This is a genomic window from Flavobacterium sp. KH_035, from assembly GCF_057839565.1.
On record NZ_CM174492.1, the window covers coordinates 3,876,153 to 3,892,855 of the forward strand.

General features: G+C 35.6%; 14 protein-coding genes and 1 riboswitch. Of the genes, 11 read left to right on the forward strand and 3 right to left on the reverse strand.

What is annotated here, in order from left to right; genetic code table 11:
- Positions 1–191: 191 nt before the first annotated feature.
- Both AC3IS6_RS15945 and AC3IS6_RS15950 read left to right on the forward strand, forming a co-directional pair.
- Positions 192–1,058, forward strand: coding sequence for a chromate resistance protein ChrB domain-containing protein (locus AC3IS6_RS15945; protein ID WP_489160793.1), 867 nt, complete (start codon positions 192–194; stop codon positions 1,056–1,058).
- Between the two features lie 60 nt (positions 1,059–1,118).
- Entirely contained in the window at positions 1,119–1,616 is a 498-nt protein-coding gene (locus AC3IS6_RS15950) for a hypothetical protein (protein WP_489160795.1), read from the forward strand.
- Positions 1,617–1,740: 124 nt separating this feature from the next.
- Here the strand turns inward: AC3IS6_RS15950 and AC3IS6_RS15955 are convergent, their stop codons facing one another.
- The gene (locus AC3IS6_RS15955) at positions 1,741–2,592 is read right to left on the reverse strand and encodes an AraC family transcriptional regulator (RefSeq protein WP_489160797.1); all 852 of its coding nucleotides are present in this window, start codon (positions 2,590–2,592) and stop codon (positions 1,741–1,743) included.
- A 107-nt stretch (positions 2,593–2,699) separates the two neighbouring features.
- On the opposite strand from AC3IS6_RS15955, the gene AC3IS6_RS15960 reads away from it, so the two are divergent.
- The 8 genes from AC3IS6_RS15960 to AC3IS6_RS15995 all read left to right on the forward strand — a co-directional run bounded on the left by AC3IS6_RS15960 (position 2,700) and on the right by AC3IS6_RS15995 (position 11,484).
- The gene (locus tag AC3IS6_RS15960; protein WP_489160799.1) at positions 2,700–3,656 is read left to right on the forward strand and encodes a polysaccharide deacetylase family protein; all 957 of its coding nucleotides are present in this window, start codon (positions 2,700–2,702) and stop codon (positions 3,654–3,656) included.
- Positions 3,657–3,667: 11 nt separating this feature from the next.
- Positions 3,668–4,048 carry a VOC family protein gene (locus AC3IS6_RS15965; RefSeq protein WP_489160801.1) on the forward strand — a complete coding sequence of 127 codons (381 nt, stop codon included), beginning with the start codon at positions 3,668–3,670 and terminating at the stop codon, positions 4,046–4,048.
- A gap of 28 nt (positions 4,049–4,076) precedes the next feature.
- Positions 4,077–4,460 carry a hypothetical protein gene (locus tag AC3IS6_RS15970; RefSeq protein ID WP_489160802.1) on the forward strand — a complete coding sequence of 128 codons (384 nt, stop codon included), beginning with the start codon at positions 4,077–4,079 and terminating at the stop codon, positions 4,458–4,460.
- A gap of 24 nt (positions 4,461–4,484) precedes the next feature.
- Positions 4,485–5,591, forward strand: coding sequence for an alkene reductase (locus tag AC3IS6_RS15975; protein WP_489160804.1), 1,107 nt, complete (start codon positions 4,485–4,487; stop codon positions 5,589–5,591).
- A gap of 345 nt (positions 5,592–5,936) precedes the next feature.
- Positions 5,937–6,138, forward strand: a riboswitch (cobalamin riboswitch).
- A gap of 506 nt (positions 6,139–6,644) precedes the next feature.
- Positions 6,645–7,934, forward strand: a complete 1,290-nt coding sequence (locus AC3IS6_RS15980) for a cell surface protein (RefSeq protein ID WP_489160805.1) — start codon at positions 6,645–6,647, stop codon at positions 7,932–7,934.
- A 43-nt stretch (positions 7,935–7,977) separates the two neighbouring features.
- Entirely contained in the window at positions 7,978–9,219 is a 1,242-nt protein-coding gene (locus AC3IS6_RS15985) for a hypothetical protein (protein WP_489160807.1), read from the forward strand.
- A gap of 12 nt (positions 9,220–9,231) precedes the next feature.
- Positions 9,232–10,470 (forward strand): hypothetical protein, encoded by a 1,239-nt coding sequence (locus tag AC3IS6_RS15990; protein ID WP_489160809.1) that lies wholly within the window; start codon positions 9,232–9,234, stop codon positions 10,468–10,470.
- 66 nt (positions 10,471–10,536) lie between these two features.
- Positions 10,537–11,484, forward strand: coding sequence for a DUF4465 domain-containing protein (locus tag AC3IS6_RS15995; protein WP_489160811.1), 948 nt, complete (start codon positions 10,537–10,539; stop codon positions 11,482–11,484).
- 160 nt (positions 11,485–11,644) lie between these two features.
- Here AC3IS6_RS15995 and AC3IS6_RS16000 read toward each other — a convergent pair whose 3' ends face one another.
- Positions 11,645–13,129, reverse strand: a complete 1,485-nt coding sequence (locus AC3IS6_RS16000) for an FAD-dependent oxidoreductase (RefSeq protein ID WP_489160812.1) — start codon at positions 13,127–13,129, stop codon at positions 11,645–11,647.
- 213 nt (positions 13,130–13,342) lie between these two features.
- Between AC3IS6_RS16000 and AC3IS6_RS16005 the strand changes: the two genes are divergently transcribed.
- Positions 13,343–14,722, forward strand: a complete 1,380-nt coding sequence (locus AC3IS6_RS16005) for a hypothetical protein (protein WP_489160813.1) — start codon at positions 13,343–13,345, stop codon at positions 14,720–14,722.
- Positions 14,723–14,800: 78 nt separating this feature from the next.
- Here AC3IS6_RS16005 and AC3IS6_RS16010 read toward each other — a convergent pair whose 3' ends face one another.
- On the reverse strand, positions 14,801–16,366 hold the full coding sequence (locus tag AC3IS6_RS16010; RefSeq protein ID WP_489160814.1) for a serine hydrolase: 1,566 nt from the start codon (positions 16,364–16,366) through the stop codon (positions 14,801–14,803).
- Between the last annotated feature and the right edge of the window lie 337 nt (positions 16,367–16,703).

Consider the following 16,703-nt stretch of genomic DNA (forward strand, 5'->3'; position numbering starts at 1 on the left):
GAGAATAAGTTTTTAGGTTTAAATTCTTTTATATAGCAATGTGCAAAAAAAGGCTATCAGGTATAAGGAACATTATAACTTTTCAATCTGTTAAGATTTGAGTATTTCCGGATTATTTTTGATGTAGAGAAATAAAACGTAGATTGGCGTCATATTTTGAGTAACCAATTTTTCTTAACATAATATTTTAAATGAAGTGGATAACACGGGAACGACCAAAAATAGACCGAATTGCATGCCCATGGCTCATAAAAACATTTGTCGACAATGAGGCTGAATTTATTTATGTTCCTTATGATGTTGTTTTGGATAAATCTAAAGAACTAAATGCTGTTCCTTTTGATATACCCAATGTAGAATATACACATTACAACGAGGAAACAACCTTTGATTATATTGTAAAAAAACATCAGATAAATGATTCTGCTGTTTCAATTATAGCAGGGATTGTGCGTGGAGCGGATACAGACCGGCATGATATTGCCAAGGAATCTGCCGGGCTATGGGCTGTTTCTGCCGGGCTTTCGTATAATATTGCGGATGATTATAAACTGTTGGAAACAGGTATGATAATCTATGATGCGTTATATAGTTGGGCTACTTATTTATACAAACAAAATCATTTGCAAAACAGTCCTTTTGAAAGTTTGTTGCATGAAGTTTACAGTAAGTTTTTAAAAGATAAAAAAACGGCAAGCAGAGTACCTTCGTGGGTGAAAGAGCTGAAAGACATTATTCAGGATCAGATTGATACCCAGTTTGCTTTTGATTTAAAGAAAATTTCAAACGAATTGGATTTGAATCCATCTTATTTGTCAAGAGAGTTTTCTAAGTACTTTGAGGATTTAAATTTTGGCGATTACGTCAGGAAATTGAGAATAGAAAAAGCAATTAATCTTATAGCGAATTCTTCTTATTCTCTAACAGAGATAGCCTACATGACTGGTTTTTCGGATCAAAGCCACTTTACGAGAATTTTTAAATTACATACAGGAAAAAATCCATCTTCTTACAGAAGAAAAATTCAAAAAAGTAATCCAGATACAAAAGGTAAATAACGTTCTATTTTTGGTTTAACGATGCTTTTACTTTTGTTTTTATCATAAAAGTAAAAAACAATGTCGTTTAAATACACTTTCCTTATTGCAGTATTGGTATCAGGTATAACTGCTTTTTCACAAACAACTTATCCAAAAGTCACGGGGTACTTTGGTATTATGCATCCAATAGTTTCTATTAGTAAAGAGCAAACGACGGTAAATTTCAGAGATTATTATGCGGTTGGCTTTCCAACAGGTATTAATATTTGGAAGAGTGCAAAAATAGGTTTCTCTTTTGAAGTAGTACTAAATATTAAAGATGATCAGGGAACCAGTAAAGTAACAAATTTATTATTTCACCCGGGAGTCCTTGTCGCTTTAGGTAATGGGTACACTTTTGCCGGAAGATTGGCTTTTGAAACAAATGGGAGATATGGAGTTACACCTGTGTTTAATAAGACAATAAAGAAAAACACTAATAGTAGTTACTACGTTGCTGTCCCGCTACCGGTTCGTTTTGGTAATGATCACCCTGGTACTTTCACGGTTGGTTTTCAATTTGGAATTGCTTTTTAAGAATGTAATTAGAAGCTATATTTTTAGTCTTAAGGGTCAAGTTGCAAAAGTTTTCGCAAGGATCACAAAAAGGGCTCTATTTCTTAAGATGTTTGGGTATGTGCAAGCTTGAGAATAATTTAGGTCAGCTTGAGAGTTTTTTAATAAATTTTGATGGACTTACAAGTTTGTATTTCTTAAAAATTTTATTAAAATGACTTGCATCATTGAAGCCTAATCGTACGGCAATTTCATTAATATTCAATCGATTCTGGCGTAGTAGTTTTTCAGCGGTCTTAAGTTTAAGCTGAATAATATGCTGTTGCAGTGAAATCCCAGTATGCTTTTTTATGTAAATGCTTATGTAGTTTGAGGACATAAAAAAATGTTTAGCAATATTCTCTATATCCATTTTTTCATTATCTAAGGCATTGATTCTAATGTAAGTCAAAATATTGCTAAGTTTTTCAGTATCTCCTGAGAAACGAATTTGCATATTTTTGTTTTCATTCAGATTTCTCGTGATGATAACCATTAGTGCACCAAAGAGCTCTAGTACAGCTTCTTCGCTAAATAGTTTTTTGTTAATAAATTCAGATTTCAATATTTTTAAAAGAATAAACAAATTAGTTTCATCTTGCTTATTGTAAATTATACTTCCGGTATTAAATTGGTTCATTGTTAATACATTCTTTAGAGATTCTTCCCACTGTGTTTTTTTATTAGTGCTTAGTTTTTCTATAAAAACCTGCTCTGTAAATTTCACATATGTAAAAACTGTTTTTTCTTCAATAACAAACTCATGTGCATCATTTGGAGTAAGGAGAAAAATGTCTCCCTTTTTATAATTAAATGAGATTTCATTAAGCAGATGCTTTCCTTTTCCTTCTTCTATAAAAATTATTTCGTAAAAATTATGCTTATGTAATTCATATGTCCACGTCTCTAAGTCCAGTGAAAAAACATTAATGGAGTGAAAGCTATTAAATCGTTGCATCGTTCGTTAGTTTGTAATGAATTTATACAAATATACAATCAATTTGTACAAATTTAAGGATGTTGTTCCATTATATCTTTGTACTTATAATTTAAAAATCATAAGTAATGAAAAAATATTTAACAGGAATGCAGTTTATGCTGGTAATGGTTTTAGTAACAGCTCATTTAGCTGTCATGGGACAGAATCAAATTAGCAAAAAAGTTAAGAATTGGCCCAATGGAGCGCAATTAGTTATTTCGGTGTCAATGCAGTTTGAAACTGGTGGGCAACCTGAAGGTGCAGAAAGTCCGTTTTCTAATAATCCCTTACCAAAAGGTAATCCAGACCTGGCTGCCGAAAGTTGGTTTAGGTATGGCGCAAAAGAAGGTATTTATAGAATGTTGGATTTATGGAAGAAGTACAATATAAAAGTAACCTCACATGTTGTAGGCGAAGCGGCAATAAAATATCCGGAGGTTGCAAAAGCAATTGCCGATGGAGGCCATGAAATTGCGGCACATGGATACTCCTGGAACAATCAATGGAATATGAGTTATGCTGATGAATTGACATTTGTTAAGAAAGGGATCGATACAGTTGAAGATATTACCGATAAAAGAGGTGTGGGGTATAATGCAAATTGGTTGCGAAGAAGCCCAAATACATTAAAAGTTTTACAAGAGCTTGGTTTTTTATATCATATAGATGATTTAAGTCGCGACGAACCTTTTGTTACAAAAGTAAATGGTAAAAATTTTGTTGTCATGCCTTATACACTTAGAAACAATGATATAGTAAATATTGAAGGAAAGCATTGGAGCCCTGATCAATTTTTAACACAATTAAAAATGGAATTTGATCAATTGTATACTGAAGGAGTGACAAAGCGCCGAATGATGTCTGTTAGTTTTCATGACAGAATTGGAGGTACACCAGCCATGGTTCGGGCTATGGAAGAGTTTATACAGTATACTCAAAAGCGAAAAGGAGTCGTATTTATGAGAAAAGATGATATCGCGAAAATGATTGTTAATAATTCAAAGACCCCAGTAGATAATTCAGAGGAAAAATTTAATAACTAAACGCAACTATTATGCAGATCGATCATACAACCATTAGAACAAGAGACATAGATAGTACTAAAAGTTTTTTTATTACGGTTTTTGATCTAAAAGAAGGAAAACGCCCAGACGCGATCGAAAAAGCAATACCAGGTTATTGGTTGTATTCAGACAGTAATCCAATTGTACATATTATTCAGGCAGGATCAAAATTTCATACAGGTCCTAATTATGCTGCAGAAGCAATCGATCATACGGCATTCTATATTCAAGGTTTTGAAAAATTTAAATCAAAGTTAGATCGTTTAAGCATTGTTTACACCGTAATGGTGTTAAAAGACATTGATGAAAAAAGAATTTTTTTTCACACTCCTGCCGGAGTTCTGCTAGAGGCAGTTTTTAGGAAAGAATAAAAAATAAAATTTAATCTAAAACTTTATTATGTTTTCAACAGTTATAAATCCGAAAGGTAAGTGGGAATTCTGGACAGAAGAACAAAAAGAAGAATTGATTAACGCAGTAAGTAATACTTTAATTGGAGAGAAATTAGTTTTTGAAAATGAAGAATTTAAAGTTTGGACCATTCATTTATCAGCGGGGCAAAAACTTCCTTTCCATAAACATTGTCTTCGTTATTTTTGGACTGCATTATCTTCAGGAAAATCAATTTCTTATTATAGTGATGGATCGGTTAAGCAAACTGAATATGAGAATGGCGACACGGTATATTTTCAATCTCTTAGTTCGGAGGATTTTTTTATTCACAATTTAGAGAATGTAGGAGATACTGATTTGATCTTTTCGACTGTCGAGTTCTTAAAATAAATATTAATCTTAAAATAAATTAAAATGCATTATCAAAAATTATTTCAAAAATATACTTTAGGCGCAATTGAGCTAAAAAATCGTTTTTTAATGGCGCCTATGACCCGTTCGAGAGCTTCACAGCCGGGCGATATTCCAAATGCTTTAATGGCTGAATACTATGCCCAAAGAAGTACTGCAGGAATTATAATTACCGAAGCCACGCAGGTTTCATTACAAGGAATGGGCTATGCTAAAACACCTGGTATTTATAGTAAAGCACAAATAGAAGGCTGGAAGTTAACAACCGCTGCCGTACATAAAAAAGGCGGTAAAATATTTCTTCAATTATGGCATGTAGGAAGAGTAAGCAGCTCAAGAATAAATGAATTGCAACCCATTGCACCTTCAGCTTTAATAGCTCAGAATACCAGTGTTTATATTTTTGATGGAGCTCCCAATGGCGACGCAACTTTTATTCCGACAGAAGAGCCCAGAGAAATGAACAAAACAGATATTAATACTGTCGTTAAAGAATTTGTACAGGGTGCTAAGAATGCAATTGAGGCTGGTTTTGATGGCGTTGAAATTCACGGTGCAAATGGCTATTTAATCGACCAGTTTTTACGTAGTAATAGCAATAAAAGAACTGATGAATACGGTGGGACAAAAGAAAACAGAATTCGTTTTCTAATTGAAATTTCTAAAGCAGTATCGGCAGAAATCGGAAAAGAAAAAACAGGAGTAAGGCTATCCCCGTTTATTAGTTTTAAGGATATGAATGACCCCGAAATTTTGCAAACTATAATGCTGGCAGCAGAAGAACTGAATAAGCAAAATATCGCTTATATTCATCTTTGCGAGGCTGATTGGGATGATGCGCCACAAATACCGGATGATTTTAGAAGTAAACTTAGAGATGTTTTTAAAAATGCCATTATTGCGACAGGAAATAAGAATCTGGAAGAAGCGGAGAAATTACTTGAAGAGAATTTGGTTGATTTAGTTGGCTTTGGAAGGAAATTTTTAACGAATCCGGATTATCCCGAAAAAGTAAAACAAAATGCAGAATTAAATGCGATTTCAGACAATCATACGTTATTTGGAGGTGGTACAGCAAGAGGTTATACGGATTATCCTTTTATAAAATAAATTTTATTAATAAATACACACACTTAGAAACGTACAAATATTAGTTAACTTTTAAAAAGCTAAACAGATTTGATTTTGAAGTTATAAATGAGCATTCCACCTGCGAGACAAGTTAATTGAGTCTTATGGTGAATACAAAAGACTTTACGAACGTTTGGTTGAAGCTCAACAAGATAAAGTCGGTTATTTATAAAAACTAGTTAAAACGAAATAGTTTTTATAATAGATATTCAATTTCAAAAGAAGCTATTTTATAAAAAAATCCAAATTCCTTTGATGTTTGATGCATTTTTGGAGTTTGGAATTTTTTACTTTGAAAATCACCCTATTGTAAAAGATAGTTATATATTTGCGCCAGATTTTGGTCTGTTTTTTCTTAAGAAAAAACAGTTAAAAGGGAATCAGGTGTAAATCCTGAACAGACCCGCTACTGTAAGTTCTATACAAGTCTTTAAACGTTACTAATGCCACTGTTTACTCCGGTGAATGGGAAGGCTGTTTTAAAGATGGAACAAGTCAGGAGACCTGCCACAATCACATAGTTTAAGACTTTCGTGGAATAAAGTTGAACAACAATAAACAGACCTGTCATTTTTTTATGACGGGATTCTTTCTTATTGCTTTTTTGATTATTACGTCACGGAGTTTACTTAATTCATTTAGTGATGTATACTTTTAAAAAAAGAGCTTTATTTATTCTTATCGCAGTTGTTTCTATTTTACTTCAGTCACGAGTATTAAAGAGCTGTTTTCAGGCTTTAAAAAGATTTGTTCCGAGAAGAGGATGTTACAAAGAGTCATTCCTTAGATTAATCTCTTCCGTAAAATTACGGAATGCATTCGGCGATCATTTTACTGCTCTTCTCCCATATTTCTACACCATCACAATAAAAAACTGCACTAATCCCGGTACATGTAATGAGGCTGAGCGGTACGACGATTATACAGTTTATAGATACGGTACGGCATACGGTTGAAGATTAAAATTACAAACCTCACCGCAATTACTTCAATTTTTATTGCTCTTATCAACTCCAACTTAAATAATATCACATGTTTAATAATACCTCCCAATATTTCCGGTTCTTATTCTTTTTTATTGTGACACTCTGCTTAACCAACTGTTCTAAGGATAATACAGCAAAAGAGGATAACAATCCGCCTCCGGTAAGTTCCGATCTGGCGCTTAACACGCAGCGATTTGCAATTTTGGCTATAAGCCCTACTATCAATGCAGCTACAGAAGCTGCCTATAGCTGGAGTGTTTCAAAAGCGACATCCGAAAACTATGTCCTAACCAATACTACCGAAAAAGAAGTGCTGTTTGCAGCAGCAGAAACCGGGGTTTATGAATTAACAGTAGCTGTAAATAACAAAGGGAGTTTACAAACGCAAAAAGCAGTCATTACAGTAACGAAAGAAACGAAGGAATATAAAGCCTATATCGCTAAGGTATTCGAGTTTAGACCCGCTCCGGGACAGTTTATAAACGATCTTCCGGCTGCAAATGACGGGGATAGTGCCGAAAGAATTTTGTCAAGAGCCAATACTTATTTAGCCAAAAAGAACGGGGATTTGATTTCGCTTGGAGCCTTTGGTGGTTATGTTGTTTTTGGGTTTGATCATACTATTATTAATGTAAAAGGCAAACGTGATTTTAGAGTTCTGGGCAATGCATTTTGGGCAGAAGCCAACCCTAATTCAAATAGTACAATGCGTGGCGGAAGCAGTGAGGCAGGAGTTATAATGGTTTCTTATGATAAGAATAAAAACGGTCTTCCCGACGATGAATGGTATGAAATAGAAGGAGGCGGACATAAAATGCCTAAAACGATTCAGAATTATGAAATTACATATTATCGTCCAGATCCTAATAAAAAACCGGTACCGGGAGGAACCACAGGTACAGTAGGTTTCGTTGATATGGAATATATCTACTGGAAAGATAATCAGGGAAAAAACGGTTATCTGGTACAGAATAATGCTTATAATCATTCTTTAGATTACTGGCCAAAATGGCTTAAAGATCAAGCGTCTATCACTTTTAAAGGAACAAGATTACCGGATAACGCTGTAGATGAAAGTGGGACCGGAAGTTACTTCGTACAATATGCCTTTTTGTACGGTTACGCTGATAATGCTCCAAATGCCGATGACGATTCAGCAATAGACATCAACTGGGCTGTAGATAAAAACGGAAACAAAGTGCTGCTTCCGGGAATTGATTTTGTAAAAGTGTACAACGGCCTTAATCAGCAGGCGGGGTGGCTGGGAGAAACTTCGACTGAAATAATGGGAGCAACCGATTTGCATCTGTCAGGAGAAAGTATTCCAACGCGATAGCCCTATTCAAAAATGTGTTAAACTAAATTATTATACCAGAATTATGAAAAAAAACTTTGCCCATTTATTATTATTTGTTTTGGCATCGGTATTTACCGCATGCAGCGATGACGATAAAAATGATGCCAACTCAGGAGAAGGACTAGTTATACCAATAGCAGTAAAACTTGAGGGAAAATTTGAAGTAGCGACCTTTAATGTTTTGAATATTACCGCTTCTGCCGAAACGAGTAACCCAAATTACGAGTGGGTGCTTAAAAAAAATCCTTTCAATCAAACTAAAGATTCTGTTGTAGGGACTACTAAAGATTTACGATTTATTGCGTTGTATCCAGGGGCTTACGAATTAACGCTAAATGTTACTGAAGGAGATAAAAAAGGAACAAGCGCAACAACGGTGAATGTAATAAACGAGGCTCAAAATTACAATCCTTACATTACAAGTATTTTCGATTTTAGCCCGGCACCGGGTATGTTTGCCAATGATTTGTACAAAGAAGGATTTGCGAAAACTGACGTTATGCGGGTAGCATTGGGAAGGATAAATGAAACAAGTGTGGGATATCCAATTGACTTAGGAGGCTTTGGAGGTTCAATTGTAGTTGGATTTGATCATTTGGTAGTTAATCTTCCGGGAAAGAAAGATTTCAGAGTTTATGGCGCAGATCTGAGTGATAAAGCCAATCCGCCAGCTCCGGGATTAATCTATGTGGCTTATGACAAGAATGCAAATGGAAAACCGGATGATGATGAATGGTATGAGATTATTGGAAGTCAGCACGCCAAAGAAAATACGATTAAGAATTTTAAAATTACGTATCAGAAACCTGCAGTAGGTAAAAAGGTTGTAGTAAGCGGACCAAACGATCCTTTCTTAGATCGTGAACATCTCTATTGCGAGAACAATCAGTCTCAGACTTACTTTTTGCCAAGATCTAAAACTAAAAAGGAATATTATCCAGCCTGGGTAACTCAAACCACCGCTGTTTATGAAGGAACAAAGTTAAATGTAAATTTTACGGCAGTACGTCCCGGACAAACTACTTTGTGGAATTTCGATGCTCCGGAATGGGGGTATGTCAATGCTAAAAGCCCGGATATTGATATTGACTGGGCGGTTGATAAAAACGGCAACAAAGCCAATCTTCCCGGAATTCATTTTATAAAAGTGGTGAACTGTGTGAGTGAGCCAATGGGACTTTGTCACCAGCAATCGTCGATGGCAACCCGATTCTCGGGAGCTGCCGATCTTCAGATCATAAAAAAATACAATCTAAAAAAGTAAGAGAATAAGAATATGAAAAAGTTTATAAAATATACTTTATGCCTAATGGTTATTAGCGTTTTTTACAATTGTAGCAACGATGATGCAAAACCTGATCCTATAATAGAAGAACCTAAACCCGAACCGATTAAAGATCCGTCACTTAGTCTGAAACTGCAAGCCGATTTTACAACCGAAAGATACAATGTCGTTACTATTGATCCGGAAGTAGTTATTGAGAATGCGAATGGAGCTACTGCACAGTACAAATGGACTGTAAAAGTAACTGGTAAAGATGGTGTTGCCAAAGATTCTGTTATTGGCGATAATAAAACGTTAAAATTTATAGCGCCAAAAGCCCTGAGTTATGCTGTTGATGTTACAGTAACGTTGAATAAAGTGGTAAAACAGGCTTCGACCAAAGTTACGGTTGCGGAAACAGGGAAACCCTATACCTCTAAAGCACTTTCGATTATCGATTATATACCGGCTCCACATTATAACAATGATAGTTATGAATTTGCAACAAAAGCGGAAGCGATAGAGAATGCACAAACCAATCTTACAGACGGAAATCTTGTTGATTTGGGCACTTTTGGAGGTTACATTGTGACAAAATTCGACCACACTGTGATTAATGCTTATGGTAAAAGAGATTTTACAGTTCAGATGAATCCTATTTCTAATTCTTCAAAATTTTCTCCGGTAAGTATCGCGGTTGCTTACGATGCGAACAAAAATGGTATTGCAGAAGACAACGAGTGGTATGAGATTGCGGGAAGCGAGTATTACAAATCGTCTACAGTAAAAAATTATGAGATTACTTATTATAAGCCAGATGTAAACAAAGCAGCTGTAGCAGGAAAATCAGATTGGCAATTTGACAAGGAATATCTGAAATGGACCAATAATAAAAATGCCACCGGTTTTATTACCAGAACTAAAAAATGGAGACGTTACAACTATTATCCACAATGGATTGGAGATTCTTATACGTTGAAAGGCACAAAAATCAATTTGCCTACAAAAGATATTAGTGATGGAGAAGGTGCAGCATTTAATGTTGGAACTTTTGAATGGGGCTATGGCGGAATCAAAGACTCTTCGATAGACATTAGCTGGGCCGTAGACAATAATGGTGTGAAAGTACACCTGCCGGGTGTAGATTTTGTCAAAGTATACGTTCCTACATTCACAGAGATTGGGGCACTTGACCTTGTAACAAATTCTTTTAAACAGGTTGAAGATTTAAATTTTGCTGCAGGCAAATAATCAAAGAGCTTGAATAACACTGTTTTATTAACTAACCAAGTATATTAATCCTAAATTTTATAAATAATGAAAAAAGTACTTTATTTTTTGACAGTAGGTTTGATGCTGGGACTTTCGTCTTGTAGCAATGATGAAAACCTTTCAAACAACGAAAACGGCAATGCGGCAGTAAAAAGCTCAGGTGTTACTTCTAAAAAAGCAGTGACTGATCCGGCAGTTGGGACGACCTCTACGCTTAACCTGACCAGTTCTTTATTAACCAGCGGAACATCAACAACAGGAGGGAAGTACTGGCAGAATACTTATGTGTCGAATACAAACTTAACGGTTGATTTGTTTACATTTTCACATACAGCAACATCAGCAGGTTATAACTACTGGGACGGTTTTATTGTATCTAATGTAAATGATATTACAAATTATGGTTCAGGAGCAGGTTCTGGCGGATCTAACGGATGGGTTGCAAATCAGTGGGGAACTATGGCAGGAAGTGGTTTTGGTACTTCATCAACCATTGCTGCAGGAACTCCAGGAACAACCGGAGACCCTTATATTGTAGCTTATTGGTCAAGTTACACAGACCCAAAAAATCCACAGGGAACTACGTTTACAGAAGCAGGTTTCTCTAACTGGATTAAAATTGGAAACACAGGATTGTATCAGATAAAAGGACTTAAAATCAACAATCATCCATGGCCTTATTATGGCTGCTTATATGGCGATGGTTTTGCTCAGGCATTTTCTTCAGGTGATCATTTTGAATTATTGATATACGGTGTAGATTCCAGCGGAACGATTACCGCTCCGATTACACAATCATTGGCAGATTACACAGGAGGTTCTTTGGTAATGCCAACAGGATGGGTGAATGTGAGTGCTACAGCGCTTCAAGGTTTAGGAGATGTAAAATACCTTGTTTTCCAAATGGCTTCAACAGATTCACATCCGATCTACGGAATGAATACTGCGGCTTATTTCTGTTTGGATAAATTGTCTGTAAAAAGAATTCAATAAACAAACAACATTAAATAAAGAAGAGGAGTCATTGAAAAATGGCTCCTCTTTAAATTTGGATGTGTTAAAATATTTTTTTTGAACGGATTATATATAGAAAAAAAACTGTGAGATCTGCTAAATCTGCGAGAAAAGAATAAAACCAATAACCAATTGAGGCTTACTTTTTCTTTAAACACCTTCCTCTAGGCTCATCGCCTTCATGGAGCACTATTTCAGAATGCAGAAACTCCGCTGCATCAGCAGAGTCTTTTACCTTTTTTGCACTTCGTTTAAGCATTTCTGATTCATATTCCGTCAGTACACTTTGTCGTATTCCGCTTTTTCTCCATTGCGATAACGGTCGGCATCCTCTTACGATTCCACGTGCCAGAGAGAGTGCATCCAATAAGGCCTGATTCGCACCTTGTCCTTTAAAAGGGCTCATCGGATGAGCCGCATCACCGATTAAGGTCGTTTGTCCGTTTTTAGTTAGTAATTCTGAATGCAGTAATTCTCGGTCGTATACTGGATAACCTGAAATTTGAGTTTCCATAGTTGCCAATAAAATTTGCGGAATTGGATCATGCCATTGCGTTCTGCGACAGGCTTCTTCTTTTAGTGCCTGAGGTCCCTGATTGCTAAGCGTTTTAGCTTCCTGTTCTGACATTGGAAAGCTCAGTTGCCACATTACTGCATCAGAAGTGTAAGGCATCATATAGATTCGTTCATTACCATTAGCGGTTTGAAACACAGTTGCCGAATCCAGTAAAGAACTGTCAAGCCCCTCAAGATTTGCTAAAGGGCAAATACCTAATATTACAATGCATCCCAGATAGCGTAAAGGTGTTGTGTCATCACCAATTAATAGTTTTCGTACTGAACTTCGAATGCCGTCAGCTCCAACCACTAAATCGGCTGTAGCGTTTTTTATTTTTCCATTTACTTCAAACTTTAAATCAACCTTTTGATCCTCGGATTCCTTAAAATCGATTAGTTGATATCCCCATTGCACCATCTCATGACTGCCAATTTGTTTCAATAATGCCAACCGCAAATGTTGTCGCGCGATATGCATATTGGTACGTTTCGGAGCCGTTTTTGTATCGGAAGGAATCCATTTTCGGATCCCCCATTCACCGATTACTTTTCCTTCTGTGGTATGTACCAAATGTCTTGTTGAAATCACTTTTTCTTCCAAAGAGAAGATGCCGAATCCTTCGATTGCTTTACTGGCCTGCTGTAGTGTAAGTCCGTAACCTTGTGAGCGGGCGTCAAAATTGGCATCACGTTCGTAAAGCGTAAAAGGAATCCCGCGATGCAGGCAAGCAACAGCCAATGCCACACCTCCGATACCGGCACCAATAATGGCAACATGTGGATAGTTTTCTGTATCAACAACTGTAGGACTAACAGAAGGAATCAATCCCGATCCGTTACAGTTTGCGCAGCTGTTAAGATGCGCTTTAGGACGAGACGGAGGAGTTCCTAAGCCAGCTGCTTTTTCAAACTCCTCTAGTGCGATCTGATAACGGAGACGTACTTTTTTGCTGAGCCTTTGACTGTTTTTGCCGCGTCCCAGACATTCCGGACAAATAGTCCAGTTTCCTGCTGCATTTTCTACCGTATTCACTTTCACTTTTTTCACTTGATTTAGATTCTTCATTAGCAGAAGAACTTTGCTATGCGAATAGCAAGGGCACAAATTTAAGACAAAAGATGGCTAGTGCAAAATGATTGGGCTTTAGATACTAAAAACAGATTATAAGAGTTATTAAGGATTGTATCAAGCGAGTTGATTTTTATGTAGAGTGTAGTTATTTGTTACCGGGTTATTTTGTTACTTCTAATGCTAATCTAAACCAATCTTAATTCATAAATGATAAAAATTACAACGAAAATCAAAGTTTTAGTCTTCATGCTGTGTGCGGTAACACATTTGTCCTTTGCCCAGAAAACAGTATTTAATATTAAGTATTCCGAACAACTGGCTGTTTTTGTTTTTCTTCAGAATTTATCTGAGAGTTATCCGGATAATGTTTTTAAAACAGAGTTTCAAAAATCAAATTACAATACCGAAGAATTTCAGAAAATTGTAACCGAGTTTGATCAACTGTCATTGGACTACAGCTACAAGTTCGAAGAATTTCCCGAAGGCTCTAAAAAACCAATGCAATCCATCGATTTTTTAAGAAAAAATTTAATAGAGACACAGAATCTAAAAGATTTTAAAATACGTTCTATAGGAATTGTGACGAACAAAACACTGAACGACCTTACGAGAATTATTGCGGTTTTTACTCCAATTTACAACGAACTGATATACAATCCTAATAAAGAGAAATTTGAAAAACAACTTATTGAGATTACCGGGTACGCCAATGAAAATGATATTGAGAAGTATTTTGAAACAGGTTTGGTTTTCTATAATTCGAGTTGGGACACCACAATTCCATTTGAAATCGCATTTTATCCGTTGCCTAATTCTAAAGGTTTTACAGCGCAGTCGTTTGATAATAATTTCATCAGTGCCATTCAGACCGATTTAACAGATTATAAAGATCTCTTTAGTGTGATGCTGCACGAAACCTATCATATCATTTATAATGAACAGCCATTAGACCTTAAAAAAGTCATTGAAAAGAGTTTTAAAGAAAGCAAATCAAAATGCAGCAATTATGCCTATCATTTACTCAACGAGGCGCTGGCAACTTCCTTAGCTAATGGTTATGTATATGAAAAACTGAACGGAAAAGCAGATAGCGGTGATTGGTACAATAAAAAATACATCAATCTTATGGCAAAGGAAATTTACCCCATGCTTAACGAGTACCTTTCTCAAAAGAAAGCAATAGACGGAAACTTTATCGATCGTTATATTCAAATTTATGAAACAAAATTTCCAAACTGGATCGATGAGATGGATAACCTTATGGCTTACAGATATGTTATTTCTGAAAATGAGAAAGATTTTGATGTCATCAAACAAAAGTACCGTTACCGTTCCAGATCAGAGGATGAAACCGAAATAAGCATAAATGCACTTGAAAAGATGCAAAAATCAAACCTTACCAAAATGATTATTGTATCGAAAAATAGTGCTGAGAATCTAAAACTAATCAAGAGTGGTTTTAAGGAGCTGAAAAATTGGAAATTTAATGCTGCCAAAGAATTTGATTATAAGATTTTATTAGAAGATAAAAGTCAACTGTTCATTATCAATCAAAAAGAATCTACACTAAAAACATTACTTGATTAGATAGAAAAACACAAAGTCCGCAAAGTTTAAGAGAAAACTATGCGGACTTTATTAAACTTGTGTGGCTAAAAAACGGATTTACTTATTCACTCTTTTTAGATCCAGATCCTGAAAATCAAAACTGAAATCAATATTAGGGGAGATGCCTTTCATTTTAATCGATTGTGCTTTACCGGTTTCATCTAATGAAAACATTGCAAAGGCATCACAATTCATTGCTTGATATTCCCATCTTATAGCAAATGTATTAGCATTATAAAAAGCCATTGGGCCGTTTAACTTTGGCGAACGATAGGATCTGAACCATAACTGTTTATTTTTTTCAAACACTTCGATTTCTCCAAACCAATTGTCAGCATAGACACCAATAAAATCTTCATTTTTTACTTTCAAATTCTTTACCGATTTTACTTTCTCCCAAACATTTTTGGTGACATCATCTCCGGTATTTCTACCTTGTTTCATCCATTCCACAATTTTATTGGTCCAGTCAAAATCGTCCAGTCCTAGATAACTGTCAGAAATAGTATTGGTAACGGCAGTAAAAAGTCCGCCACCGCCATTCTCCGTATTGGTTAAAATCACGATGCCCAGGTTTAAATCCGGATACATGATAACAACTGATAACATTCCGGGTAAACCTCCTGTATGAGATACTTTTAGATTTCCTTTTACATCAGTTAATCCCCAGCCTAAGCCGTAACCACTAAAATGCGAATTGTATCTTGGATCACGATCTATCTCTTCAACAGTATGGATGCGCCACATTTCGTTGTGATTTTTTACAGAAAACAATGTTGATTTCAAATCACTTCCATACTGCCCTTTGTTTAGGCATAAAGTCATCCATTTTGCCATATCGGCTGCGTTTGAAATGATTCCTCCCGCAGCACCGTTGATCTGTATTCCTAATCCATCAATTCGTTTTATGGTTCCGGATTCTGATGAATGTGATACAGCAAGATTGCTTTTATCATTTATTCTGTCGCTTTGTGCAAAAGAATTGCTCATTTGCAAAGGATCAATAATTCGGGTTTGTATAAAATCTTCATAAGTCATACCACTTACTTTGACAATTAATTCTCCTGCTACTAAATACAGTAAATTGTCATAATCAAATTTAGTTCGAAAAGCAGAGACTGGTTTAAAATATTGAAAACTAGTTAGAACATCATTTATTGTGAAATTAGAGCCATCTGGAAAAAACATCAAATCACCCACGCCCAATCCAAGTCCGCTGCGATGTGTTAGTAAATCCTGGATGTTAAAATTCTCAGTAACATAGTCGTTATACATTTTAAACTTTGGAAGATGATCTTTCACTTTATCCGTCCATTTCAATTTGCCTTCGTCCTCGAGAATAGAAAGCGCAGCAGTTGTGAAAGCTTTGCTATTGGAGGCTATTTGAAAATTTGTACTTTCATTTACGGCTTTTCTTGTTTCGATAGAGGCGACACCATATCCTTTTTGATGAATTACTTTCCCGTCTTTAACAACTGCAATTGAGGCACCTGCCACTTTAAATTTCTCTAAAGCATCTTGCATTAAAAGATCGATTTTTTCAGATGTAATTTGCGAATAGAGAGGGGGAGAAGCGTAACAAATAAAGAGCATTAATGTAAACAGACGGGTTACTTTTTTCATAATTTTTTTTTAAGGTTATGGTATTTTTTGATTGTTAGTTGGTAGTGTTAAAAATTAACTTCCCTGTCGACGAATATAGGAATTATCTTTGTAATTAATACTGCATTTAGTGGGCTAAACAACGCTTTATCTACATCTGTTATAAGTTTTTTTAAGTTTTCAGTAGATCGGTTTTTCAAGGAGCTATGCAACGGTTATTTCCTATGAAACTGAATTGCATGTTTATAACGCCCCCATGTTTGTCAAAATAGTTTTTAAGCTATTTCAGCCAAGAGGCAATTGGACACTTCGATCGAATATAATTACTAAGAAAAATTTTCAGAATAAAAAATCTGCT